General features: G+C 66.0%; 19 protein-coding genes. 9 read left to right on the top strand and 10 right to left on the bottom strand.

All coding sequences use genetic code 11. The features are described 5' to 3' along the window. The first annotated feature begins 176 nt into the window (after nt 1-176). From dnaG to A1D30_RS17495, 4 genes are all read left to right on the top strand, one after another. Complete coding sequence (gene dnaG, locus A1D30_RS17480) at nt 177-2,246, top strand: DNA primase (RefSeq protein ID WP_063462004.1); 2,070 nt, start codon at nt 177-179, stop codon at nt 2,244-2,246. A 263-nt stretch (nt 2,247-2,509) separates the two neighbouring features. Further along, a complete protein-coding gene (gene rpoD, locus A1D30_RS17485; RefSeq protein WP_063462005.1) occupies nt 2,510-4,891 on the top strand; it encodes an RNA polymerase sigma factor RpoD in 2,382 nt (793 codons plus the stop codon). 267 nt (nt 4,892-5,158) lie between these two features. Then, entirely contained in the window at nt 5,159-6,181 is a 1,023-nt protein-coding gene (locus A1D30_RS17490; protein WP_063462117.1) for a tripartite tricarboxylate transporter substrate binding protein, read from the top strand. Nucleotides 6,182-6,230: 49 nt separating this feature from the next. Then, a complete protein-coding gene (locus A1D30_RS17495) occupies nt 6,231-7,847 on the top strand; it encodes a methyl-accepting chemotaxis protein (RefSeq protein WP_242421930.1) in 1,617 nt (538 codons plus the stop codon). Between the two features lie 147 nt (nt 7,848-7,994). Here A1D30_RS17495 and A1D30_RS17500 read toward each other — a convergent pair whose 3' ends face one another. From A1D30_RS17500 to A1D30_RS17510, 3 genes are all read right to left on the bottom strand, one after another. Further along, nucleotides 7,995-9,032: a tripartite tricarboxylate transporter substrate binding protein gene (locus A1D30_RS17500; protein ID WP_063462118.1), complete on the bottom strand. Its 1,038-nt coding sequence runs from the start codon at nt 9,030-9,032 to the stop codon at nt 7,995-7,997. Between the two features lie 81 nt (nt 9,033-9,113). Next, nucleotides 9,114-10,328 carry a CaiB/BaiF CoA-transferase family protein gene (locus A1D30_RS17505; RefSeq protein ID WP_063462006.1) on the bottom strand — a complete coding sequence of 405 codons (1,215 nt, stop codon included), beginning with the start codon at nt 10,326-10,328 and terminating at the stop codon, nt 9,114-9,116. Nucleotides 10,329-10,351: 23 nt separating this feature from the next. Beyond that, complete coding sequence (locus A1D30_RS17510) at nt 10,352-11,317, bottom strand: hydroxymethylglutaryl-CoA lyase (protein ID WP_063462119.1); 966 nt, start codon at nt 11,315-11,317, stop codon at nt 10,352-10,354. A 125-nt stretch (nt 11,318-11,442) separates the two neighbouring features. Between A1D30_RS17510 and A1D30_RS17515 the strand changes: the two genes are divergently transcribed. From A1D30_RS17515 to A1D30_RS17525, 3 genes are all read left to right on the top strand, one after another. After that, nucleotides 11,443-12,357, top strand: coding sequence for a LysR family transcriptional regulator (locus A1D30_RS17515; protein WP_063462007.1), 915 nt, complete (start codon nt 11,443-11,445; stop codon nt 12,355-12,357). A 192-nt stretch (nt 12,358-12,549) separates the two neighbouring features. Then, nucleotides 12,550-12,858: a winged helix-turn-helix transcriptional regulator gene (locus A1D30_RS17520; protein ID WP_063462008.1), complete on the top strand. Its 309-nt coding sequence runs from the start codon at nt 12,550-12,552 to the stop codon at nt 12,856-12,858. Between the two features lie 128 nt (nt 12,859-12,986). Beyond that, nucleotides 12,987-13,346: an FKBP-type peptidyl-prolyl cis-trans isomerase gene (locus A1D30_RS17525; RefSeq protein WP_063462009.1), complete on the top strand. Its 360-nt coding sequence runs from the start codon at nt 12,987-12,989 to the stop codon at nt 13,344-13,346. A gap of 126 nt (nt 13,347-13,472) precedes the next feature. On the opposite strand, the gene A1D30_RS17530 is transcribed toward A1D30_RS17525, so the two are convergent. The 4 genes from A1D30_RS17530 to ppsA form a co-directional block, all read right to left on the bottom strand. Beyond that, entirely contained in the window at nt 13,473-13,991 is a 519-nt protein-coding gene (locus tag A1D30_RS17530) for a hypothetical protein (protein ID WP_063462010.1), read from the bottom strand. Nucleotides 13,992-14,141: 150 nt separating this feature from the next. Next, nucleotides 14,142-16,241 (bottom strand): VC_2705 family sodium/solute symporter, encoded by a 2,100-nt coding sequence (locus A1D30_RS17535; RefSeq protein WP_063462011.1) that lies wholly within the window; start codon nt 16,239-16,241, stop codon nt 14,142-14,144. Next, nucleotides 16,234-16,575, bottom strand: coding sequence for a DUF4212 domain-containing protein (locus tag A1D30_RS17540; RefSeq protein ID WP_063462012.1), 342 nt, complete (start codon nt 16,573-16,575; stop codon nt 16,234-16,236). The genes A1D30_RS17535 and A1D30_RS17540 overlap by 8 nt, the downstream gene beginning before the upstream one ends. Before the next feature lie 57 nt (nt 16,576-16,632). Continuing rightward, nucleotides 16,633-19,023: a phosphoenolpyruvate synthase gene (gene ppsA, locus A1D30_RS17545; RefSeq protein ID WP_063462013.1), complete on the bottom strand. Its 2,391-nt coding sequence runs from the start codon at nt 19,021-19,023 to the stop codon at nt 16,633-16,635. 264 nt (nt 19,024-19,287) lie between these two features. Between ppsA and A1D30_RS17550 the strand changes: the two genes are divergently transcribed. Beyond that, on the top strand, nt 19,288-20,109 hold the full coding sequence (locus A1D30_RS17550) for a pyruvate, water dikinase regulatory protein (protein WP_063462120.1): 822 nt from the start codon (nt 19,288-19,290) through the stop codon (nt 20,107-20,109). A gap of 175 nt (nt 20,110-20,284) precedes the next feature. On the opposite strand, the gene A1D30_RS17555 is transcribed toward A1D30_RS17550, so the two are convergent. Further along, nucleotides 20,285-21,214 carry a LysR family transcriptional regulator gene (locus A1D30_RS17555; RefSeq protein ID WP_063462014.1) on the bottom strand — a complete coding sequence of 310 codons (930 nt, stop codon included), beginning with the start codon at nt 21,212-21,214 and terminating at the stop codon, nt 20,285-20,287. Nucleotides 21,215-21,323: 109 nt separating this feature from the next. On the opposite strand from A1D30_RS17555, the gene A1D30_RS17560 reads away from it, so the two are divergent. Further along, nucleotides 21,324-22,310, top strand: coding sequence for a 2Fe-2S iron-sulfur cluster-binding protein (locus A1D30_RS17560; protein WP_063462015.1), 987 nt, complete (start codon nt 21,324-21,326; stop codon nt 22,308-22,310). Nucleotides 22,311-22,488: 178 nt separating this feature from the next. On the opposite strand, the gene maiA is transcribed toward A1D30_RS17560, so the two are convergent. Next, nucleotides 22,489-23,127: a maleylacetoacetate isomerase gene (gene maiA / locus A1D30_RS17565; protein ID WP_063462016.1), complete on the bottom strand. Its 639-nt coding sequence runs from the start codon at nt 23,125-23,127 to the stop codon at nt 22,489-22,491. A 14-nt stretch (nt 23,128-23,141) separates the two neighbouring features. Continuing rightward, nucleotides 23,142-24,143, bottom strand: coding sequence for a tripartite tricarboxylate transporter substrate binding protein (locus A1D30_RS17570; RefSeq protein WP_063462017.1), 1,002 nt, complete (start codon nt 24,141-24,143; stop codon nt 23,142-23,144). Nucleotides 24,144-24,185: the final 42 nt, after the last annotated feature.

Consider the following 24,185-nt stretch of genomic DNA (forward strand, 5'->3'; position numbering starts at 1 on the left):
GGCTGGCCGACCTGACCGGGCAGAAGGTTCTTGATGCGTTCCCATTGAGCATCAAGTAGGGCGTATCTTTTACTCACGGCCACCACATGGGGCTGCAGCAGGCTCTTTCAACCATGTAGGGGCTTTGATTGATGACACGCCCTAGTAACAAACAGTTTACGCGGACAATACACCGCGTGACGATCCCTCAGTCTTTCATCCAGGAACTGCTTGCCCGCGTCGATGTGGTCGATATTGTGGGCCGCTACGTTCAACTGAAGAAAGGCGGGGCCAACTTCATGGGACTGTGCCCTTTCCACGGGGAAAAGTCGCCATCTTTCAGCGTCAGCCCCGCCAAGCAGTTCTATCACTGCTTTGGCTGCGGCAAAAACGGCAACGCCATCAGCTTCTTGATGGACCACGCAGGCATGGGTTTTGTCGAAGCCGTGCAGGACCTGGCCCAGGGCGTGGGCCTGCAGGTGCCCGACGACGACATCTCGCCCCAGGAGCGTGAGCGCGCCGCCGCTGCCCGCCAGAAGCAGGCCACGCTGAGCGACGTGCTCGAAAAAGCCGCCGATGCCTACCGCCGCCACCTGCGCGAGTCGCAGCGCGCCATTGGCTACTTCAAGGGCCGGGGCGTGTCGGGCGCCGTTGCCAAGCGCTACGGGCTGGGCTATGCGCCCGAGGGCTGGCGCAGCCTGGCCAGCGTGTTCCCGCGCTACGACGACCCGCTGCTGGAGGAAAGCGGCCTCGTCATCGTGGGCGAGGAAGGGCAGGACAAGCGCTACGACCGGTTTCGCGACCGGGTGATGTTCCCCATCCGCAACGTCAAGGGCGAATGCATCGGCTTTGGCGGCCGGGTGCTGGGCGACGACAAACCCAAGTACCTCAACTCGCCCGAAACCCCGGTGTTCCACAAAGGGCGCGAGCTGTACGGCCTGTTCGAGGCCCGCACCGCCATCCGCGAGCAGGGCTACGCCCTGGTCACCGAAGGCTACATGGACGTGGTGGCGCTGGCGCAGCTGGGGTTTCCGAACGCCGTGGCCACGCTGGGCACGGCCTGCACGCCCGAGCATGTGCACAAGCTGCTGCGCTTTACGGACGCGGTGGTTTTCAGCTTTGACGGCGACAACGCCGGCCGCCGCGCGGCGCGCAAGGCGCTCGATGGCGCCCTGCCCCACGCCACCGACACGCGCAGCATCAAGTTTCTCTTCCTGCCCGCCGAGCACGACCCAGACAGTTTCATCCGCGCCCACGGCACCGACGCCTTTGCCCAGCATGTGGGCAACGCCGTGCCGCTGAGCCGCTTTCTGGTCGAATCGGCCAGCGACGGCTGCGACCTGGCCACGGCCGAGGGCCGCGCCCACATGGCGAGCAACGCCCGCCCGTTGTGGACGGCCCTGCCCGACGGCGTGCTCAAGCGCCAGCTGCTGGGCGAGCTGGCCGAACTCACCCAGCTCAACGCGCGCGACCTGTCGGAGCTGTGGAGCGCAGGCGGCGGTGCCCGTGAACCCGCACGCACGCCCGCCCCGGCACCGCGCTCCCAGGCCCCTGCCGCCAGCCCCTATGCCGACGAGCCCCCCTGGGGCGACATGCCGCCCCCCGACCTGGACGGCTGGCAGCCCCACCACGAGCCCGAATACGTGGGGGGCGGGGGCGGCGCATCTGGCGGCTACGAGGCCCCGGGCGCCGGAGGTTATGGCGGCGGCAAGCCCCCGTTCCGCAAGAACAGCGGCGGTGGCGACTGGAAAAAGGGCAGCAACGGCAAATGGAGCAAACGCGATAAGGATGCCCCCTGGCCGCCTCAGCCGCGCCTGCCCCGCACGCCCGCCATGGGCCGGGCCGACCATGCCGCGCGGCTGCTGCTGTCGCACATGGCGTTTCTCGAAGAGCTGACCCACGACGACCACGCCGCTCTGTGCGCCCAGCCCTCGCCCCACGGCCCGCTGTTCACCTGGCTGGAGGCGCAGTTCCACGAGCACGGCCCCCTGGCCTGGGCCGTGCTGCGCGAGAGCCTGCGCGAGCACGAATGCGAGGACCTCGCGGTGAAAGTGATGACCGGCGCCCACGCCCAGACCGAGGGTGAGCTGGCCGAACTGCGGCTGGAGCTGCGCGATTTGCTGAACCGCATGCTCATCGAAGACATCGCCGAGCAACAAAAGCTGCTGATGCTGCAGGCCGCCCAGGACCCCACGGCCCTGGAGCGCTACCGCGCCCTGGAGCAAAAACGCAAGATTTTGTTGGGCGTAAACACCACAACGGCTTGAAATCGCGTCAAATGATATAATGTAGGGTTAGGCAAGAGCGACAGCAGCACCTCCGAGCCGGGCCACCGTGACAAACGCGCACCTATGCGCTGATGGGCCCACTTATCGCAAGGACTGCACACCAAATGATCGCCCAGACATCTTGCCGCTGAGGGCCTCCCCTCGAAGTGCGAAGACCGTTCAGCTTCGCACCGCCACCCGCGCCGGGATCTGTGGCGCTTGCGATTTCTTTGTGTGTCCGTTTTTGATTCTGAGGTTGTTCCATGCCCGCTCAAAAGTCCGCGAAGCCGCCCAAGTCTGCTCCAGGCACTGCCGCAAAGGCTGTTCCCACCCCTGCTGCCAAAGCAACTGCGAAAGCTCCGGCCAAAAAGCCTGCAGCCGCCGCGCCCGCTCCAGCAGCCAAGAAAGTCAAAACCGTGTCCGTGAAAAGTACCGCCGAGCTGATCAAAGCCGCCGATGAGCTGCTGAAGAAAAAACCTGCCCGCGCCAAGGCTGTCGCCGCTGCCGCCGACGAAGAAGAAACCCCGAAGAAGCGCCCCGGCCGCCCTGCCAAGGCCGCAGGCGCCACCGCCGAAGCCAAGGCCCCCGCCAAGCGTGGCCGCAAGCCCAAGGCTGCCGCCGCCGGTGACGAAGGCGGCGACGACACCGACCTGTCCGACATCGAATCGGACCTGGAAGGCGAAGTCGAGGAAGCACCGGAGGCCGCAGCCACGGTCGAGAAGGTCAAGCCACTGCGCATGAAGATCAGCAAGGCCAAGGAACGCGCCTTGATGAAGGAATTCGGCCTGGACGAAACCGTCCTGTCCGAAGAAGACATGCAAAAGCGCCGCCAGCGCCTCAAGGCCCTGATCAAGCTGGGCAAGACACGCGGCTACCTCACGCACGTTGAAATCAACGACCACTTGCCCGACAAGCTGGTCGATGCCGAAACCCTCGAAGCCGTCATCACCACCCTGAACGACCTGGGCGTGGCGGTGTACGAGCAGACGCCCGACGCCGAAGCGCTGATCATCACGGACAACGCCCCCGCAGGCGCCACCGAGGAAGAAGCCGAAGAAGCCGCCGAAGCCGCGCTGTCCACCGTGGACTCGGAATTCGGCCGCACCACCGACCCGGTCCGCATGTACATGCGCGAAATGGGCACGGTCGAGCTGCTGACGCGCGAAGGCGAAATCGAAATCGCCAAGCGCATCGAAGGCGGCCTGATGGCCATGATGGAGGCGATCAGCGCATCGCCCGCCACCATCGCCGAGATCCTCAACATGGGTGAGGAAATCCGCGAAGGCAAGGTCGTCATCTCCACCATCGTGGACGGCTTCTCCAACCCCAACGAAGCCGACGACTATGTGGCCGAAGAAGACTTCGATGAGTTCGACGAAGCCGACGACGACGACGGCAAGGGCGGCTCCAAGGCGCTGACCAAGAAGCTCGAAGAACTCAAGAAGCAGGCGCTGGAGCGCTTCGACAAGCTGCGCGAGCTGTTTGAAAAAGTGCACAAGGTGTACGACAAGGAAGGCTACGGCACGCCCGCCTACATCAAGGCGCAAGCCGCTTTGTCGGCCGAGTTGATGACCATCCGCTTCACCGCCAAGACCATCGAGAAGCTGTGCGACATGGTGCGCGGCCAGGTGGACGATGTGCGCAAGAAAGAGCGCGAGCTGCGCCGCATCATCGTGGACAAGTGCGGCATGCCCCAGGAAACATTCATCAAAGACTTCCCGCCCAACCTGCTGAACCTGCAGTGGGTCGAGAAGCAGGCCGCCGCAGGCAAGCCCTGGTCGGCCGTGATCGCGCGCAACATCCCGCCCATCCAGGACCTGCAGCAAAAGCTGATGGACCTGCAGTCGCGCGTTGTGGTGCCGCTGGCCGAGCTCAAGGGCATCAACAAGCGCATGAACGAAGGTGAAGCCACCTCGCGCGATGCCAAGAAGGAAATGATCGAGGCCAACCTGCGCCTCGTGATCTCGATTGCCAAGAAGTACACCAACCGGGGCCTGCAGTTCCTCGACCTGATCCAGGAAGGCAACATCGGCCTGATGAAGGCGGTGGACAAGTTCGAATACCGCCGTGGCTACAAGTTCTCGACCTACGCCACGTGGTGGATTCGCCAGGCCATCACCCGCTCGATCGCTGACCAGGCGCGCACCATCCGTATCCCGGTGCACATGATCGAGACGATCAACAAGATGAACCGCATCAGCCGCCAGCACTTGCAAGAGTTTGGTTTCGAGCCCGATGCGTCCATCCTGGCAGCCAAGATGGAGATCCCCGAGGACAAGATCCGCAAGATCATGAAGATCGCCAAAGAGCCGATCTCCATGGAAACGCCGATCGGGGACGACGACGACAGCCACCTGGGTGACTTCATCGAGGACGGTGCCAACACCGCGCCTATCGAAGCCGCCATGCAGGCCGGCCTGCGCGATGTGGTCAAGGACATCCTGGACGGCCTCACGCCGCGCGAAGCCAAGGTGCTGCGCATGCGCTTCGGTATCGAAATGACCAGCGACCACACGCTGGAAGAAGTGGGCAAGCAGTTCGACGTGACCCGCGAACGCATCCGCCAGATCGAAGCCAAGGCGCTGCGCAAGCTCAAGCACCCCTCGCGCTCGGACAAGCTGCGCAGCTTCATCGACTCGCTGTAAGCCAGCACCCGGCACCGCTGGCCGCACTGCGGCCCGCCCCGGCCCCAACGCCCTGCCCCGCACCTGCGGCGCAGGGCTTTTTTTTGGGCCTCGCCCAGCGCAGCCCCCCACGTTTACCCCCATGCCACCGACAGCAGACTGACAGCTTGGATGGTGACCATTGCCACACGGCTGAAGGAGACTGCCATGCAGCTCGGCAATCTCCTGTCGCAATGCGCACAGGCCGACCCAACGATCTGCACCTCCCCCTTTTTTGCCAAAGACCGTATGACGACCTCCTTCAACCGCCGCCAGATCCTTGCCCGCGCTACCGCCACGGGCGCCATCGGCGCACTCGGCGCCCCGTTTGCCACTTCCGCCTGGGCCCAGGCTGCTGCGCGCAGCGCGCCGCCCAAGGCGCCCAAGCTGGCAGGCACGCTGCGCATCGTGATCCCCGCCAACCCGGGCGGCGGCTGGGACCAGACCGGCCGCGCGCTGGGCGCGGCGCTGGTGGGTGCGGGCGCGGCCGACCAGGTGGAATACGAAAACATCGGCGGCAAAGGCGGCACCATTGGCCTGGCCAAGTACGCTGAAAAATACGGCAATGACGCCAACACCCTCTTCATGGGGGGCATGGTGATGGTGGGCGCCGTGGCGCTGCAGAAACCTGCCGTGGACATGGGCCAGATTCAGCCCCTGGCGCGCCTGACCAGTGACTACCTGGTGGCGGCGGTGGCGGCCAAATCGCCCATCAAGAACACCAAGGACCTCGCCGATGCGCTGCGAGCCGACCTGCGCGGCATGCCGGTGGCCGGGGGCTCCGCCGGGGGCGTGGACCACATGTTTGCAGGCGTGCTGGCGCGCGCCGCCAAGGCCAAACCCGAAGAGCTGGTCTACAAGCCGTTTCCCGGCGGGGCCGATGTGGTCGAGGCCCTGGTGTCTGGCAACGCGGCCGTGGGCCTGTCGGGTTACAGCGAGTTCAGCGACGCGATTGCGGCAGGCAAGCTGCGGGCCCTGGGTGTCTCGTCCCGCCGCAGCGCGTTTGGCCTGCCCGCGTTCCGCGAGCAAGGGCTGGACGCCGTCATGGCCAACTGGCGCGGCGTGTTCACCGGCAAGGGCGTGGCACCTGCACGCACTGCCGAAATGCTGGCCGCCGTCGAGGCCGCCACCCACCATGAGTCGTGGACGCGCACCCTCAAGCAGAACCGGTGGGAGCCCTCTTGGCTCACGGGCAAGGATTTGGCAGAGTTCATGGAGCTGGACCTCACCACCGCCCGCGTGATGGTCTATTTGCTCAAGCTGAAGGCCTGATCTCACCGCCAGGCCCTCCGGGCCCGCTGCAGAACCTTTGGAGCCTCTGATGAAAATGTCCAACCACTCCATCGGCGCACGCATGGCCACGGCCCTGGGCCTGGTGCTGGCCCTGCTGCTGGGCGCCGCGCTGTTCGGCATCGCCACGCTCTACCGCACGCTGGGCACCTACGACACCACGGTGCTGGAGCGCGTGGCGCAGGAACGCGCCGTGAGCCGCATGGAAAGCGAGTTCAAGACCCAGGTGCTGGAGTGGAAAAACACCCTGCTGCGCGGCGAAGACTCGCGCAAGCGCGAGTTGCACTGGAACGCCTTCCAGGCCAGCGAAAAACGCGTGGCCGACGCCGCCAAGGCACTGGAGCCCCAGCTGAGCGACGCCCAGGAAAAGGCGGCGCTGCAGAAGTTCACCCAGGCCCACGCGCAGATGGCGCAGGGCTACCGCAAGGGTTTTGAGGTGTTCCAGTCGCTGGGCTTTGTGCCATCGGCCGGGGATGCCGACGTGGCCGACATCGACCAGGGCCCCGCCAAGCTGCTCACCGAGCTGAGCCAGCAGGTGGCCGCCAGCAGCGCGGCCATTGCCCAACAGGCGGGGCAAGACGCGCGGCGGGCGCTGGTCAGCAGCCTGGTGGCGCTGGCGCTGGTGACGGCGCTGGGCGCCTGCGCGGGCTGGCTGCTGACCCGGTCGGTGGTGCGGCCGCTGGGCGTGGCCGTGTCGCTGGCCCACAAGGTGGCGGCGGGCGACCTCACCACCAGCATCCGCGTGGAGGGCCGCGACGAGCCCGCCCGGCTGCTCGAAGCCCTGCGCGCCATGCAGGACAACCTGGAGACCGTGGTGGCCGGTGTGCGCAGCAACGCTGAAGGCGTGGCCAGCGCCAGTGCCGAAATTGCCCAGGGCAATGCCGACCTGAGCATGCGCACCGAAGAGCAGGCCTCGTCTCTGGACGAAACCGCCTCGTCCATGCAACAGCTGCAGGCCACGGTGCAGCAGAACGCATCCAACGCGCAACGCGCCAACGAACTGGCCAAGAGCGGCGCCACCGTGGCGCAGCGCGGCGGCGATGTGGTGACGCAGATGGTGGAGGTGGTGCAGGGCATCCAGGAGAGTTCGCGCCGCATTGCCGACATCATTGGCGTGATCGACGGGATCGCGTTCCAGACCAACATCCTGGCGCTGAACGCCGCCGTGGAGGCCGCGCGCGCAGGCGAACAAGGCCGGGGTTTTGCGGTGGTGGCGAGCGAGGTACGCAACCTGGCCACGCGCAGCGCCGGGGCGGCGCGCGAGATCAAGGCGCTGATCCAGACCAGCGTGGAACGTGTGCAGGCGGGCTCGGACCTGGCGCGGGACGCGGGCACCACCATGACCGAGGTCGTGGCGTCCATCCGCGAGGTGAGCAGCCTGATGGAAGAGATCAGCCAGGCCAGCGCCGCGCAGACCTCGGACATGCAGCGCGTGACACAGGCCATCGTGCGCATGGACGACGTGACGCAGCAGAACGCCGCCCTGGTGGAAGAAAGCGCCGCCGCCGCAGGCAGCCTGAGCGGCCAGGCCCGCCAGATGGTGGATGCCGTGGCGGTGTTCCGCCTGCGGCACCAGCCGCATCAACCACACCCGCAGCGTTCTCAGCCGCAGCACCAGCACCACGCACTGCCTGCGCCACACGCCTGACGCGGATTACTATCAAAACAATAGCTACAAAGGCTTACCCATCGCGCGGTAGCAGCCTAAAAAGCTTTGAACTTTTGCTCCGGAGCGGCGTGGCGAACGGTCAGGCGGCTTGACAGGTCACGCCCTGCCCCGCCCGGTCTCGGCCCGTCAGTCAATCTTCACGTGGGCGTTCTTCACCACCTGCGCCATGCGCGCGGCTTCGGTGCGGAAGAAGGCGGCGGCGGGTTCGGGCGGCGTGAGCTTGATCTCGTAGCCCTGGGCAAGCAGCGCATCGCGCGCCTCGGGCATCTCCATGGCGGCCTTGAAACCGTTGTACAGCCGCGCCAGCTCGGCCTTGGGCAGGCCCGCAGGCGCCACGGGGGCGATCCAGCCGTCCAGCTCATAGCCGGGCAGGCCCTGTTCGGCAATGGTGGGCACGCCGGGCAGCAGGGGCACGCGGCTGGCCGTGGTCACACCCAGGGCGCGCAGCGTGCCGGACTTGATGTGCGCCGCAGCGGGCGCCACCGCCACCACCCCCAGCTGCACCTGCCCGCCCAGGATGTCGTTCATCAGTGGGCCCATGCCCCGGTAGGGGATGTGCTTGATGTCGAGCTGCGCCTGGTCCACAAACATGGCTGCGCCCAGGTGCAGGATGGTGCCGTTGCCGGACGACCCGTAGTTGAGCACGCCGGGTTTGGCCTTGGCCAGCGCGACCAGCTCCTGCACCGTCTTGGCGGGCACCGAGGGGTGGGCCACCAGCACAAAGGGCGTGGCGCCAATGATGGTGATGGGCGTGATGTCGGTCAGCGAGTCGAACGGGATGTTCTTGTACACGCTGGGGTTGACCACATGGTTGTTGGACACCACGCCGATCACCGAGCCGTCCTTGGGCGCCCGCACGATCTGCGTGGTGCCGGTGATGCCGCCAGCGCCCGGCAGGTTTTCGATGACCACGGGCTGGCCCAGCGCCTTGGCCAGGCTGGTGCTGATGGCGCGGATGGCGCCGTCGGCCCCCGAGCCCGCCGACAGCGGCAGGATCACGCGCAGCGGCTTGCCATCACCCTGGGCACGGGCCACGCGGGGCAGGCCCCAGGCCACAGCCCCCAGCACGGCGGCGCCGGTGGCAAGGGCCTGGCGGCGGGTGAGCACACTGGGGGCGGCAGGCGTGGCGTGGGGGGAAGCGGGGGCGGTGGTGGTGCGCGGCATGGGTTTGTCTCCGGTCGTGGTCAGGAAACCCTGGGCGGTGGTCTGCGCCACATCGCTCTGCCCAGGGATGGTTTCAAAAAATCAGGCGATGGTCCCGGCCGCGTGCAGCGCAGCCACTTCATCGGCCGTGTAGCCGAGGCCCTGCAGCAGCTCAGCCGTGTGCTGGCCCAGGCGGGGCGGGTCGCAGCGCACGTCCAGGCGCTGGCCGTCCAGGCGCAGCGGCAACAGCGTGATCTGCGCGGTCTGCCCGGCGCGCTCGCCGTCGGGCAGCGTGATGTCGGCCAGGCCGCCGGTGGCTTGCAGGTGCGGGTCGTCAAACAGTTCTTCGGGCCGGCGGATGGGTGCAAACGGCAGGCCGTGGCGCTCGAAGACGGCCGCCAGTTCGTCGGCCGTGTGCTGCGCCAGCCGCTCGCGCAGCACCGGCATCAGCGTGGGCCGGGCGCGCACACGGTCGTTGTTGGTGGCCAGGCTGGTGTCGGCCTTCAGGTCGGCATAGCCCATGGCGTCGCAAAAGGTCTGCCACTGCGCATCGCTCACGGCGGCCAAAAAGATCTGCCCGCCGTCCTTCACGCTGAACACGTCGTACACGGCCCAGGACGAGATGCGGTCGGGCATGGGCGCGGCCGGTTTGCCGGTGACGGCGTACTGCATCATGTGCTGGCCGACGAGGAAGACGTTGTTCTCGAACAGGGCCGAGTCCACCTCCTGCCCGCGCCCGGTGATGCCGCGCTGCATCAGTGCCGCCATCGCGCCGATCGCACCAAACATGCCACCCATGATGTCGTTCACGCTGCTGCCCGCGCGCAGCGGGTCGCCAGGGCGGCCGGTCATGTAGGCCAGGCCGCCCATCATCTGCACCACTTCGTCGAGCGCCGTGCGGTGCTCGTACGGGCCGGGCAAAAAGCCCGTGTGGTTGACGTAGATGAGGCGCGGGTTGATCTGGCTCAGCGCGGCGTAGTCCAGGCCGTATTTGGTCATCACGCCCGGTTTGAAGTTCTGCGCTACCACATCGGCCGAGGCCGCGAGCTTGCGCGCTGCCGCCAGACCCTCGGGGCTGCGCAGGTCGAGCGCGATGCTTTTCTTGTTGCGGTTGAACATGGGGAAGAAGCCTGCGCCCGCGCCCAGCAGGTGGCGCGTGCGGTCGCCGTCCACCGGCTCGACCTTGATGACCTCGGCGCCCAGGTCCGCCAGCACCATGCCGCAGGTGGGGCCCATGACCATGTGGGTGAACTCCACCACGCGCAGGCCTTCCAGCGGCAGGCGGGGGGACGAGGGAGAGGCGGATGTGTCGTGCATGTTCAGAGCGTTCAGAAAAGGGTTCAGGCCGTTGCCGCTTCGCGCAGCGCGGCGGGTGCGGCATTCTGCGGCAGGCCCGCCTGCCAGAGCGTGCCGTGCAGGGTCTCGCCCGCCAGCCAGCCCGCCACGCGCTGGCGCAGCGCAAGCAGCGCACTCACATCGATGCCAGTGGCAACGCCCATGCGCTCCAGCATGAACACCAGGTCTTCGGTGGTGACATTGCCGCTGGCGCCCGGCGCGTGCGGGCAGCCGCCAATGCCGGCCAGGCAGGCATCAAAGCGGGTGATGCCCGTCTGCCAGGCGGCATAGACATTGGCCAGGCCCATGCCGCGCGTGTCGTGGAAGTGCGCGCAAGCCAGGCGGTCGCCCACCAGGGCACGGGCTTTGTCGAACAGCCTGGCGACCGAGGCCGGGTCGGCAAAACCCACGGTGTCGGCCAGGCTCACGTGGTCGGCGCCCGCATCCAGCAGCGCTTGCATCAGGCGCAGCACTTCGCTCTCAGCCACCTCGCCCTGCAGGGTGCAGCCAAAGGCAGTGCCCACGCCGCCTTCGATCAGCGTGCTGCGGCCGCTGGCATCGCGCAGCGCACGGATGCGGGCCACCTCGGCCACCACCTCGTCGGGTGTCTTGCGCAGGTTGGCCAGGCTGTGGGCGTGGCTGGCGGACAGGGGCACCACCATCAGGTCGGCACCACACTCCAGTGCGCGCTCTGCGCCCTTGACATTGGGCACCAGCACCGAGGCCACCAGGCCGGGCAGCGTTTTGGCATGGGCCAGCACGTCGGCGGTGTCGGCCAGCTGGGGCAACAGCCGGGCGGGCACGAAGGAGCCCACCTCGATCTCGCGCTGGCCGGCGGCGTATGCGGCGTTGAGCCATTCGATCTTTTGCGCGGTGGAGACCACAGTGGCAATGCTTTGCAGACCGTCGCGCAGGCCCACTTCGCGGACGGTGGCGCGCGCCGGGGTGGTGGAAGCGGTAGAGGGGGTCAGCACTGTGTCGTCTCCGGCGGGTGGTGTTCTGCCGTCGATTTTAGAAATTCCCAATAGAATCAGAAAATACATTTTGGAAGCCATATGATTCCAAACAGGAAGATCAAACACCTGGAGACAAGCCCATGCGCGACCTGGACCTGCAGACCCTGCGCCTGTTTGCAGCCGTGTGCGAGCAGCGCAGCATTGCACGCGTGGCCGAGCAGGAGTCCATCGTGGGTTCGGCCATCAGCAAGCGGCTGGCGCAGCTGGAAGACACCGTGGGCACGCCCCTGCTACTGCGCAAACGCCGGGGCGTGGTGCCCACCCCGGCGGGCGAAACCCTGCTGGAGCATGCGCGCACCATGCTGGCCAGCGTGGGCCAGATCGAGCGCGACATGGCGGCCTACGCCACCGGCACGCGCGGCCATGTGCGCATGCTGGTCACCGCGTCCGTCATGGCCGAATCGCTGGCCGACGATGTGGCGGCCTTCTTGCAAGACCCCGCACACCGCGACATCCAGATCAGCCTGGAAGAGCGCGTGAGCCCTGACGTGGTGCAAGGCATCCGCGACGGCAGCGCCTCCATCGGCATCTGCTGGGACGCGGCCGACCTTTCGGGCCTGGAAACCAGCGCCTACCGCAGCGACCACCTGGCCGTGGTGGCGCACCAGTCGCACCCCGTGGCCCAGCTGCAGAGCGTGCGGTTTGCCGACGTGCTGGAGCATGAATTCGTCAGCATGCCCGCACTGAGCGCCGTGCAGGTGCTGCTGGCACGCGCTGCGGCTGTCGAGGGAAAACTGCTGGCCCACCGCGTGCTGGTGTCCAACTTTGACGCCGCGCTGCGGGTGGTGCGCGCCAACCTGGCCATCAGCGTGGTGCCGCGCGAGGTGGCCCAGCCCTTTGCCCAATTGGCGCCCGTGCGCATCGTCCCGCTGAGTGATCCCTGGGCCCGGCGGCGCTTTGCCATCTGCTACCGCAGTGCCAGCGCCCTGCCCCCGGCGGCGCAGTTGCTGGTGGGGTATCTGGCGCGGCAGGGGCATCTGCTCCTGGCGCCCTGATCCGTGGCCGGTGCGCAACATTTTGTTGGCGAATAGCCCAAATTTCCCCTTCAGCGCATATGTGACGTGCGTTCTGAGCTACCAAACTTGTAGCAAAACGGGTTCCGCGCTATAGTTTCAGCACATCACGGGCCCGGCAACCGTCCGCCCGATCCGAATCGAGATCCAACACTTGCGCGAGGAGAAGCGTCCATGAGCTCCAAAGAAAATGTCGCCATCAACCAACTGTTCGAGCGGCTTGAATGCCGCTACGCACTGCGCGTGCTGTGGGCCCTGAAGGACGGCCACCCCCAGACCTTCCGCCTGCTGCAGGACAGCGTGGGCGGCATCACCCCCAACACGCTCAACACCCGCATCAAGGAACTGCGCGAAGCCGGTTTTGTGGACCATGGCAGCGACGGCTACACCGTCACCCCCTCGGGCGCCGATCTGCTCAAGCGCCTGTCGGACGTGCAGGCCTTCGCCACACGCTGGGTGGCAGGCCGCGCCAAGAAGGCCTGAGCCCCACAGTCTCTCTGCCTCCTGCCCTGCACGGGGCATTCGCTAAAATAGCAGTCTAAATAGCTTCTAGCGCGCGATGAGCAAGCGCTAGAAGCTATATTTTTAATAGCACTCAAGGAACCTCCACCATGGCACTGACCACCACCGCATCCGGCCTGCAGTACGAAGACACCACCGTGGGCGAAGGCGCCGAAGCCACCAAGGGCCAGAACGTGTCGGTGCACTACACCGGCTGGCTCTACAACAACGGCGAACAAGGCGCCAAGTTCGACTCCAGCCGCGACCGCAACGATCCCTTTGAATTTGCACTGGGCGCGGGCATGGTCATCAAGGGTTGGGACGAAGGCGTGCAAGGCATGAAGATCGGCGGCCAACGCACACTGATCATCCCCGCCTCCCTGGGCTACGGCGCGCGCGGTGCAGGCGGCGTGATCCCACCGAACGCCACGCTCAAGTTCGACGTGGAACTGCTCAAGGTCGGCCGCTGATCGCGGGGCCCCTCGGGCCACAAAAAACCAAAGCGGCCCGCGGGCCGCTTTTTTGTTTGCGGCGAACTGTGCTCGCCATCCTCCGAAACAAGCAAAACGCGCGAAGGCGCTGGGTCTGCGAAGGGCTCAGTCAAACAGCGCGTGGTCCAGCCGCTCGAACTTGCCCTCGCCAACGGCCTCGCGGATCTTGGGGGCCAGCGCGGCCAGGTCGTCAAAGCTGCCCGCCCCTTCCACCGCCAGGTTCAGACGAAACCCGCGCAGCCCCAGGCCCGCCGTCAGCTCCGTCGCAATGGGGTAAGCGGCCTGGTAGCGCTCTTTGGGCGAGCGCCCCGAGCCCTCCATGGGGGAGGCGATGGTGCCCAGGTCGGTGCCCGGCGCATCCAGATCAGCCGCAGTGCCTGCCGCCGAAGTGGTGGCGGCGGCGAACACCGGCATGGGCTGGCCCGACAACGGGGCCAGCAGCCCCTGGGCAATCATGGTCTGGACATCGTCCTGCGTGATGCCCATGGCCGCTGTGGCCGCCAGGACTTCACCCATGGTGCGCTTGCCGTCAAACAGGATGAATGCCGAACGCTGGCGCGAACTCAAACTGCCACGGCGATCCTTGAGGGCCTCTTGCCCGGCCTGGGTTTTGACGAGAACCATGCCTCTCCTAGGGAATGAATACGGTGGCAGCTAAGGCCAGACGGTTGCAATGGCCGAAGGGCCACGCTGTTTAACCCAGAATCCCATGTTTTGAAAACTATGGAAATCGGGGTTTACACATAAATACACCCGATGCCTGCCCCGCAGGGCCTACATTTCCGAGCGGATGCGCGGCAGCGCCGGGGCTGGCCGTGTCATCCAGCTCAGCACCACCGTGACCAGCAGCCCGCAGGGCACGCCAAACACACCGGCCGAGATGGGCTGGATGCCAAACCAGAGCCCATCGGCCAGCAGCCAGCGGGGCAACACACCCTGCACGGCAGGCACATGGGACAGCATGTAGTACACCGCAATGCCCAGCCCGGTGAGCATGCCCGCCACCGCCCCCTGCCGCGTGGTGCCCCGCCAGAAGATGCCCAGCACCATGGCAGGCACAAAGGCCGATGCCGCCAGCGAGAACGACGCCGACACCATGGGCAAAATCTCGGACGGTTTGAGCGCCGCCACAAAAGCGGCCGACAGGGCCACCGCCAGCAGCGCAAACTTGCTCAGAATCACCCGCTGCTCAGGCGAGGCCTTGCGCTGCGAGTCCTGAAAGTACAGGTCGCGCACCAGCGCATTGCTGATGGTGAGCAACAGGCCATCGGCGGTCGAGAGCGCCGCCGCCAGCCCACCCGCCGCCACCAGGCCCGACACCACATACGGCAGGCCGCCCAGCTCGGGCGTGGCCAGCATGATGAGGTCCGCCCCGAGACGGATCTCGCCAAACTGAATCAGGCCGTCGCCATTCACGTCTTCCAGCGACAGGAGCGAGCTGTCCACCCGCGACCATTGGGCCATCCAGGTGGGCAACGCCTCGAAGCTGCTGCCCACCAGGTTCTGCATCACCTCGAACTTGACCAGCACCGCCAGCGCCGGGGCGCTGAGGTACAGCAGCGCAATAAAAAACAGCGACCACCCCACCGATGCGCGCGCCGCCGACACCGACGGCGAGGTGTAAAACCGCGTGAGCAGGTGCGGCAGGCCCGCCGTGCCCACCATCAGGCAGAACATGAGCGCCAGAAAGTTGCGGCGCGTCAGCTCGTAGTCGCGCTGCTCTTCAGGGGTGCCATCGGGGTCGCCCACATAGGCCTGGCTGTGGGGCGGCAGTCCACCCAGGGGGCGCGCGCGCTCGTAGTTCTCGCGCATTTCGCGGGTCCAGCGCTCGCGCGCGGCGTTGGCATCGCGTGGCAGTGCGGCCAGCTCGCGGCTCGCGGCCACGATCAGGCCCACGTCGGCGTTCTGCGCGCGCAGCGCCCGTATGCGCTCGCGCCCCTTCTCGCGCTCGTGCGCCAGCGATGCCTCCACGTTCTGCAGACGCGCCTCGAAATCCTTGGCGCGCTGCAGGTAGGCCTGCACCACCTGGTGCTCGGCCGGGGAATCGAGCAGCTGCGCCTCCAGGTCGGCGATCTTGCCAATCTGCTCGCCATAGACCAGGGGCGCCAGCGGGTTGCCCAGCTGCTTGTAGGCCAGCCACGACACCGGGATCATGAACGCCAGCAGCAGCACCACGTACTGCGCCACCTGTGTCCAGGTGATGGCCCGCATGCCCCCCAGGAACGAGCACAGCAGCACCCCGCCCAGGCCCAGCATGATGCCGATCTCGAACTGCACCCCTGTAAGGCGCGAGGCAATCAGTCCCACGCCATAGATCTGCGCCACCACGTAGGTGAACGAGCACAGCACCGCCGCCAGCGCAGCGATCACGCGCGGCCAGCGCCCGCCAAAACGCACATGAAAAAAATCGGGAATGGTGTAGAGCCCCATGGCCCGCAGGTGCGGTGCGATCAGCATGGCCACCAGGCAAAAGCCCCCCGTCCAGCCCAGCAGATAGGCCAGGCCACCGGCCTGCCCCGGCGTGCCCGAAAAGCCCTGCAGATACAACGCGCCCGACAGGCTGATGAACGACGCCGCGCTCATCCAGTCGGCCGCCGTGGCCATGCCGTTGTACATGGGCGGAATGCGCCGCCCCGCCACGTAGTAGTCCTCGGGGTCGGTCGTGCGGCCATACACGCCGATGCCGGCGTAGACCATCACGGTGAGGAACAAAAAGATCGGGCCGATCCAGTGGCGCGACAGCCCCTGGTGCTCGGCCCAGGTCATCAGGGCCAGAAAACCCAGCACCCCCGCCACATACAGCGCCAGGATGCGGTGCAGCCGCCACAGGTAGGCGCGGTCACTGTCCACACGGCTGCGCTCGCGCTCAGCCATGGGGGCGGTCTGCAAAGGGGCTCGGCGGCGGCTGCTGCTGCGACGCCTGCCCATCGCTGCGCTCCAGGCGGTTCATGGCCCAGCCGTACACCACCACGATGCCAATGAACACCAGCACGGCCCCCTGCGCCGCGATCCAGTAGCCCAGCGGCCAGCCGCCGATGACCAGCGCCTGCAGGTCACGGGCGAAATAGGTGGCACCAAACGACACCAGGGCCCACAGCAGCAACAGGGCCGCCTTGAGCTTGAGGTGGCGCACATCGTGCAGATCGGGCGGAAAAGGCCCCGCCATCTCTGGGTCAGAGGGGCGGGCATTGGGCTGCTGCGGGGGCATCACAAACGCGGTGGCGGTTGGTGCAGGTGGCCCATGGCGGTGCAGCAGCCCCGGGGGTCAGCGGGCCAGTTGCTGCCAGGTGGCGATCACGCTGTCGGGGTTGAGCGAGATCGACGAGATGCCCTCCTTGGCCAGCCACTGCGCAAAGTCAGGGTGGTCGCTGGGGCCCTGGCCGCAGATGCCGATGTACTTGCCTTGTGCGAGGCAGGCCTTGATGGCCTTTTCCACCAGCGCCAGCACAGCCGGGTCGCGCTCGTCAAAGTCCTGCGCCAGCAGCTCCAGGCCCGAATCACGGTCCAGGCCCAGGGTGAGCTGGGTCAGGTCGTTGGAGCCGATGGAGAAGCCGTCGAAGAACTCCAGGAAGCGCTCGGCCAGGATGGCGTTGCTGGGCACCTCGCACATCATGATGACCTTAAGGTCGTCCTTGCCACGCTGCAGGCCATGGGTGGCCAGCAGCTTGGTCACGCGCTCGGCCTGGCCCAGCGTGCGCACAAAAGGCACCATCACCTGCACATTGGTCAGGCCCATGTCGTTGCGCACGCGCTTGAGCGCTTCGCACTCCATCGCAAAGGCTTCGCCGAAGTCTTCGCTGATGTAGCGGGCCGCGCCACGGAAGCCGAGCATCGGGTTTTCTTCCTCGGGCTCGTAGCGGCTGCCGCCAATGAGCTTGCGGTACTCGTTGGACTTGAAGTCCGACAGGCGCACGATGACAGGCTTGGGCCAGAAGGCGGCGGCGATGGTGGCTACACCTTCGGCGACCTTGTCCACGTAGAACGCGCGGGGCGACGCATGGCCCCGGGCCACGGATTCCACGGCCTTCTTCAGGTCGGCATCGATCTGGGGGTAGTCCAGGATCGCCTTGGGGTGCACACCAATGTTGTTGTTGATGATGAACTCCAGACGCGCCAGGCCCACGCCTTCATTCGGCAGCTGGGCAAAGTCAAACGCCAGCTGGGGGTTGCCCACGTTCATCATGATCTTGGTCTTGATGGGGGGCATCTCGCCGCGCTGCACTTCGGTGACCTCGGTTTCGAGCAGGCCGTCATAGATCTTGCCCGTGTCGCCCTCGGAGCAGCTCACCGTGACCAGCGTGCCGTCTTTCAGCAGCTCCGTCGCGTCGCCACAGCCCACCACGGCCGGAATACCCAGCTCGCGCGCGATGATGGCGGCGTGGCAGGTGCGGCCGCCCCGGTTGGTAACGATGGCGCTGGCGCGCTTCATCACGGGCTCCCAGTTGGGGTCGGTCATGTCGGTCACCAGCACATCGCCGGGCTGGACCTTGTCCATCTCGGAAATGTTGTGCACCAAGCGCACGGGGCCGGTGCCAATCTTCTGGCCAATCGCACGGCCCTCGGCCAGCACGGTGCCATGGCCCTTGAGCTTGTAGCGCAGCTCGGCCTGGCCCTTGGCCTGGCTCTTCACGGTTTCAGGGCGCGCCTGCAGGATGTAGAGGTGGCCGTCGGTGCCGTCCTTGCCCCACTCGATGTCCATGGGGCGGCCGTAGTGCTGCTCGATCACCAGCGCGTAGCGCGCCAGTTGTTCCACGTCGGCGTCGGTCAGCGAGTAGCGGTTGCGCTGCTCGGTGGGCACATCAATGGTCTTGACCAGCTTGCCGCTGGCGGCCTTTTCCTCGGGTGTGGAAAACACCATCTGGATCAGCTTGCTGCCCAGGTTGCGGCGGATCAGCGCCTTTTTGCCGGCCTTGAGCATGGGCTTGTGCACATAGAACTCGTCGGGGTTCACGGCGCCCTGCACCACGGTTTCACCCAGGCCGTAGCTGCTGGTGATGAAGACGACTTCTTCGAAGCCGGATTCGGTGTCGATGGTGAACATCACGCCGGCCGCGCCCAGGTCGGAGCGCACCATGCGCTGCACACCCGCCGACAGGGCGACCACATCGTGCTCGAAACCCTTGTGCACGCGGTAGGAGATGGCGCGGTCGTTGTACAGCGACGCGAACACTTCCTTCATCTTGTGCAGCACGTCATCGATGCCCACCACGTTCAGGAAGGTTTCCTGCTGGCCCGCAAACGATGCATCGGGCAGATCCTCAGCCGTGGCGGACGAGCGCACGGCAAACGAAGCAGCGGGGTTGCCCGCGCTCAGCTTGGCAAATTCGTCGGCAATGGCCTTTTGCAGGTCGGCCGGGAAGGGCTGGGCCTCGACCATGGCGCGGATCTCGGCGCCCACCTGCGCGAGGGCGCGCACGTCTTCGGTGTCCAGGCTCTTGAGCTTGGCACTGATCTTGTCGGCCAGGCCGTCGTAGGCCAGGAATTCGCGGAACGCGTGGGCGGTGGTGGCAAAGCCCGTGGGCACGCGCACGCCCTGCGGCAGTTGGGAGATCATCTCGCCGAGGCTGGCGTTTTTACCGCCAACGGCCTCGACATCGGTCATTCTCAGGTTTTCAAACGGTACGACCAGGGCGGTCGGGCTGAAAAGTGCAGACATGGGAAAGCTCCAGAAGTTGAAACCGGGTCTGCATGCCTGGCCTCGGCGGGCGTCAGGCAAGCGGCCATGCACAGGCTGCAGCTTTGTCGTTGTGGTTGTAGGCCGACGGTGTGCATGGTGAGAATCAGATAATTGTGACAATTGTAGGCCCGCGCATCTGGCAACGGGCTGACGCTTTCACGCGACTTACGCAAATCGGGCCATCGCCACGTCTTTGTGGTGGCCACCCCGCTGGCGCAAGCCGCATCCAAAAAAAGGGCCTCCATGCACTCGCGCACCGTATTTTTTGTCTCTGACGGCACCGGCATTACCGCCGAAACCTTCGGCAACGCCATCCTGGCCCAGTTCGAGATGAAGCCGCGCCATGTGCGCCTGCCCTTCATCGACACCGTGGACAAGGCCCACCAGGCGGTGCGGCAGATCAACCACACCGGCGAGGTGGAGGGCAAAAAGCCTGTGGTCTTCACCACCCTGGTCAACATGGAAGTGCTCAAGGTCATCCAGGAAGGCTGCAAGGGCATGCTGCTGGACATGTTCGGCACCTTCGTCCACCCGCTGGAGGAAGAGCTGGGCATCAAGTCGCACCACCGCGTGGGCCGTTTCAGCGACGTGAGCCGCAGCAAGGAATACACCGACCGCATCGAAGCCATCAACTTCAGCCTGGCCCACGACGACGGCCAGAGCAACCGTGACCTGGCCGGTGCCGACGTGATCCTGGTGGGCGTGAGCCGCAGCGGCAAAACCCCCACCAGCCTGTACCTGGCCATGCAGTGTGGCCTGAAAGCCGCCAACTACCCCCTGATCCCAGAGGACTTCGAGCGCCGCCAGCTGCCCCCGGCCCTGGTGCCATTTCGCAACAAGATCTTTGGCCTGACCATCAGCCCCGACCGCCTGGCCGAGATCCGCGCCGAGCGCCGCCCCAACTCGCGCTACGCCAGCCTGGAGAACTGCCGCATGGAAGTCTCCGAAGCCGAGGCCATGATGCGCCGCGCGGGCATCCGCTGGTTGTCCACCACCACCAAGTCGATCGAAGAGATTGCCACCACCATCCTGCAGGAGATCCGGCCGGAGAAGCTGGTGTATTGATCAGCGTTGCGTGACAAGTGCCATCCACCACAAAACCATCAAAGTGGTGGAAAGACTATTGATAAAAATCGGCCCTGTCGCGCTACTGGCAAGCCCAAGCAGCTACAAATAACATAGCAAATCTTGACAGAGCCTGTGGCTCAGCCCGGCATGCGCTGTGGGCACGGCCCGCAGATCACGGCAACCCACCGCCAGCGGCACTATCGCCCCCAAACAACTCAAACACCATGCCGCGCAGCCACTGATTGACGGGTTCGCGGTGCACCTTGGCGTGCCAGAACACACTGATGGGCGCGTCGGGCAGTTTGACCGGGTGCGTGCGCACCACCAGGCCAAAGGGCTCGACCAGCTTAAGCGCCAGCCGCTCTGGCACCGTCGCCACCAGCGCCGTGCTTTGGAGGATGTGGCCCACGCTCACAAAGTGCGGCACGCTCAGCCGCACCAGGCGGTCGATGCCGGCCTTCTGGATCAATTCATCCACCTTGCCGTGCCCCGTGCCCGCCGACACGATCACCAGATGCTCTGCCGCCTTGTAGTCCGACAGCAGCAGCTTGGGCCGGTCCAGCGCATGGCCCTTGTGGAACAGGCACACATAACGCTGGCGGAACAAGCGCCGCTGGAAAAATCCCGCTTTCAGCTGCGGCAGCAGGCCGATGGCCAGGTCCACCTTGCCAGCCTCCATGTCTTCGCGCAGATGGGCAGCGTTGTTGCGCACGGTGTTCAGCGTGACGCCCGGCGCCTCCCGCCCCAGGCGCTCCAGCAGCGCGGGCAAAAAGACGATCTCGCCAATGTCCGTCATGCCAATGGTGATGGTGCGCTTGAGCGTAGCGGGCGTGAACTGTGTGCGCTGGTTCAGCCCGCTGTGGATCATGCCCAACGCATAGCCCACGGATTCGCCCAATTGCTCTGCAAAAGGCGTGGGCACCATGCCGCCCGAGGTGCGCAAGAACAGCTCGTCGCCAAAAATGCGCCGCAGCTTGGCCAGCGCATTGCTGACAGCAGGCTGCGTCAGACCCAGGTTGTCGGCCACTTTCGACACGCGCCGCTCGACCATGAGTTGCTGAAACAGCACCAGCAGGTTCAGGTCGATATCCGATAGCTCCATCGCCACTCCATCAGCTTGCGTGATATGAAGTGGCGATGGTATTGCAGCCAGTGATTCGCTGGCGCTTTCGTGGGCACAATGGGCTGGATGAAATCGACCGCAGCCCGCCATGGACATCCTCGTTCAGCCGCTTAACCGCGTGATCCGCGCCGAGCCCGGCGTGAACCTGCTCGACGCCCTGCGCGCGGCGCAGGTTCCGATGTCGTATTCGTGCCTTTCTGGGCGCTGCGGCATCTGCCGCTGCCGGGTGCTGTCTGGTGAGGTGCTCGATGGCGGGCGCGAGCAGCAGCGCCCGCTGGACGGCGTGGACGGCGCCGTGCTGGCTTGCCAGACCTATGTGACCGAGCCCTGCACCATCGAAGTGCCCGCCCCCGGCGAAGCCGTGGTGCACCGTGCGCGCGTGGCCAAGGCCACCGTGGTGGCCATCGAACCGCTGGCGGCAGACATCCGGCGCCTGCTGCTCAAGGTGGCAAAGCCCATTGCGTACTCGCCGGGCCAGTACATGCAACTGGGGTTCACGCCGACGCATGTGCGCCCCTACTCCATGGCAAACCTGCCCGGCGAGCCGCTGCTGGAGTTCCATATACAGCTCATGCCCCAGGGCCGGGTCAGCGGCTACATCGCCGGGCAGCTGAAGGTGGGGGACAAGGTCAAGGTCAGCGGGCCGCTGGGTGCGGCCTATTTGCGCCAGCAGCACACGGGGCCCATGCTGTGCGTGGCCGGGGGCACCGGGCTGGCGTCAGTGCTGTCGGTGGTGCGCGGCGCCATGGCCGCCGGGATGCGCAACCCCATTCACCTGTACTTCGGCCTGCGCTCCCCGCGCGAGCTGTATGGCCTGACGTGGCTGGACCATTTGCGCAGCGTGCACCCTGCCCTGCAGGTGCATGTGGTGGTGGCCTCGCGTGCCGACTCTGCCACGCAGCGGCGCGGGCTGGTGACCCAGGCCATCGAGCAGGACCACGCGAGCCTGCAAGGCTGGCAGGCGTATCTGTGCGGATCGCCGCCGATGGTGGAGACCACCACACTGCTGGCGCTGGGCAAAGGCCTGGAGGCGGCGCACCTCCATGCCGAGGCTTTTTACATGCAGGGCGACTGATTCCGTCTCCAAATCATCCGTGTCGTTGTTGCTTCGCCTTGCCGTGCTACAGCACTGTCTGCGGCTTCGCGCCTAGACACGAATGATTTGGAAACGGAATGAGGTTCTTGGAGTCGTCTGAATCCACTTGAACCGCTCACTCAACGCGGTCGAAGCGCCGCGAGGGGCTTCGACAAGCTCAGCCCGCATCCGGCTGCGCGCTGGGCGCCGCCTTACGAAACGCTTCCAGTTGCGCGCAGGCCGCGTCCACCGCCTGCACCAGCGGCCAGCGCGCCAGGTCCACCTTGAAGCGGCGCGCGCTCTCCACCTGCGGCACCAGGTACACATCGGCCAGCGTGGGGGTGCTGCCAAAGCAGAAGTCACCGCGCTGCGGGTCCTTCGACAACAGCGCCTCGATGGCATCAAAGCCCGCGCTGATCCAGGTGCCGCACCAGTCGTTCACGGCAGCCTCGTCGGCACCAAAGCGGTGGCGCAGCGCCTCCAGAATGCGGCGGTTGTTGATGGGGTGGATGTCGCAGCCCACGATGGCCGCCAGGGCGCGCACCTGGGCGCGATCGCCTGCATCGCCGGGCAGCAGCGGTGGGGTGGGATAGCGCTCTTCGAGCCACTCGATGATGGCGGGCGACTGGATCATCAGGCGCTCGTCGGCCTCCAGCACGGGCACGAACTGCTGCGGGTTGATGGCCTTGAAGGCATCGCCCAGATGCTCCTCACGCCGCAAATCGACCGCGACCTGCTCGTAGGCCAGCCCCTTGAGGTTGAGCGCAATGCGCAAGCGGTGGGAGGTTCCGCTGCGGAAGAAGGAATAGAGCCTCATGGTCAGTCTCCGTCTCAGTCCAGGGCAATCTTGGCGCGCTTGACGACTTCACCAAACGTGCGCGAATCGCGTTCGATGGCCTTGGTGAGTTCGGCGGGCGGGCCGATGTAGGGCTCAAACCCGAAGGTCGCCAGGCGCTCCTTGACCTCCGAGGTGGCCAGCACCTTGCCCACGTCGGCATTGATCTTCTCGATGGCGGCCTTCGGCGTGCCAGCAGGCGCAAACAGGCCCACCCAGGTCTTCACTTCAAACCCCGCCGGGCCGCCTGCTTCGCCCATGGTTGGAATGTCGGTGAAGCCCGCCAGACGCTGGGGTGCGGCCAGCGCCAGAAACTTCACCTTCTTGGCCTGGTACATGGGCCCGGCCGTCGCTGCCGTGCCAAACGCCCACTTGATGTCGCCCGTGGCCACAGAGGTGTAGACGCTGCCCATGTCCTTGTACGGCACATGCATCATCTTCGTGCCCGTTGCCGATTCGAGCATGGCCGCACCCACATGGGCCACGCTGCCGATGCCCCAGGAGCCGTAGGTGACGTCGCCCGGCGCCGCCTTGGCCGCCTTGATCAGATCGCCCACATCCTTCCAGGGCGAGTTGGCCGCCACCACCACAAAGAAGTTCGTGAAATACACCGGAGCGACTGGCTCAAAGTCTTTCACCGGGTCATAGGGCAGCTGCTTGAACACATGCGGCTGCAAGGCCATGTGCGTGTTGTCCACCTGCAGCAAGGTGTAGCCGTCTGGCGCTGCGCGCTTGGCATCGCCGATGGCGATGAAACCGTTGGCGCCGGGCTTGTTGTCGATGACGAGTTGCTGCCCCCAATTGCGCGACAAGCGCTCGCTGAGGATGCGCATCACCGCGTCGGGGCCGCTGCCGGGCGAATACGGCGCGACGGAGCGGACGGGCTTGGCGGGGAAGGTCTGCGCCACGGCGTTGGGCACGCTCGCGGCGGCCACAAGGGCCAGCGCGCAAAGCGCCAGGGCAGGTCTCAAAATCTGTGAACGAATGGCGGTCAGCATGGGGGGTGTCTCCTTGGTTTTATGAAAGCCGAATTCGGCTTG

Source organism: Acidovorax sp. GW101-3H11 (assembly GCF_001633105.1).
Classification (GTDB): Bacteria; Pseudomonadota; Gammaproteobacteria; order Burkholderiales; family Burkholderiaceae_C; genus Acidovorax.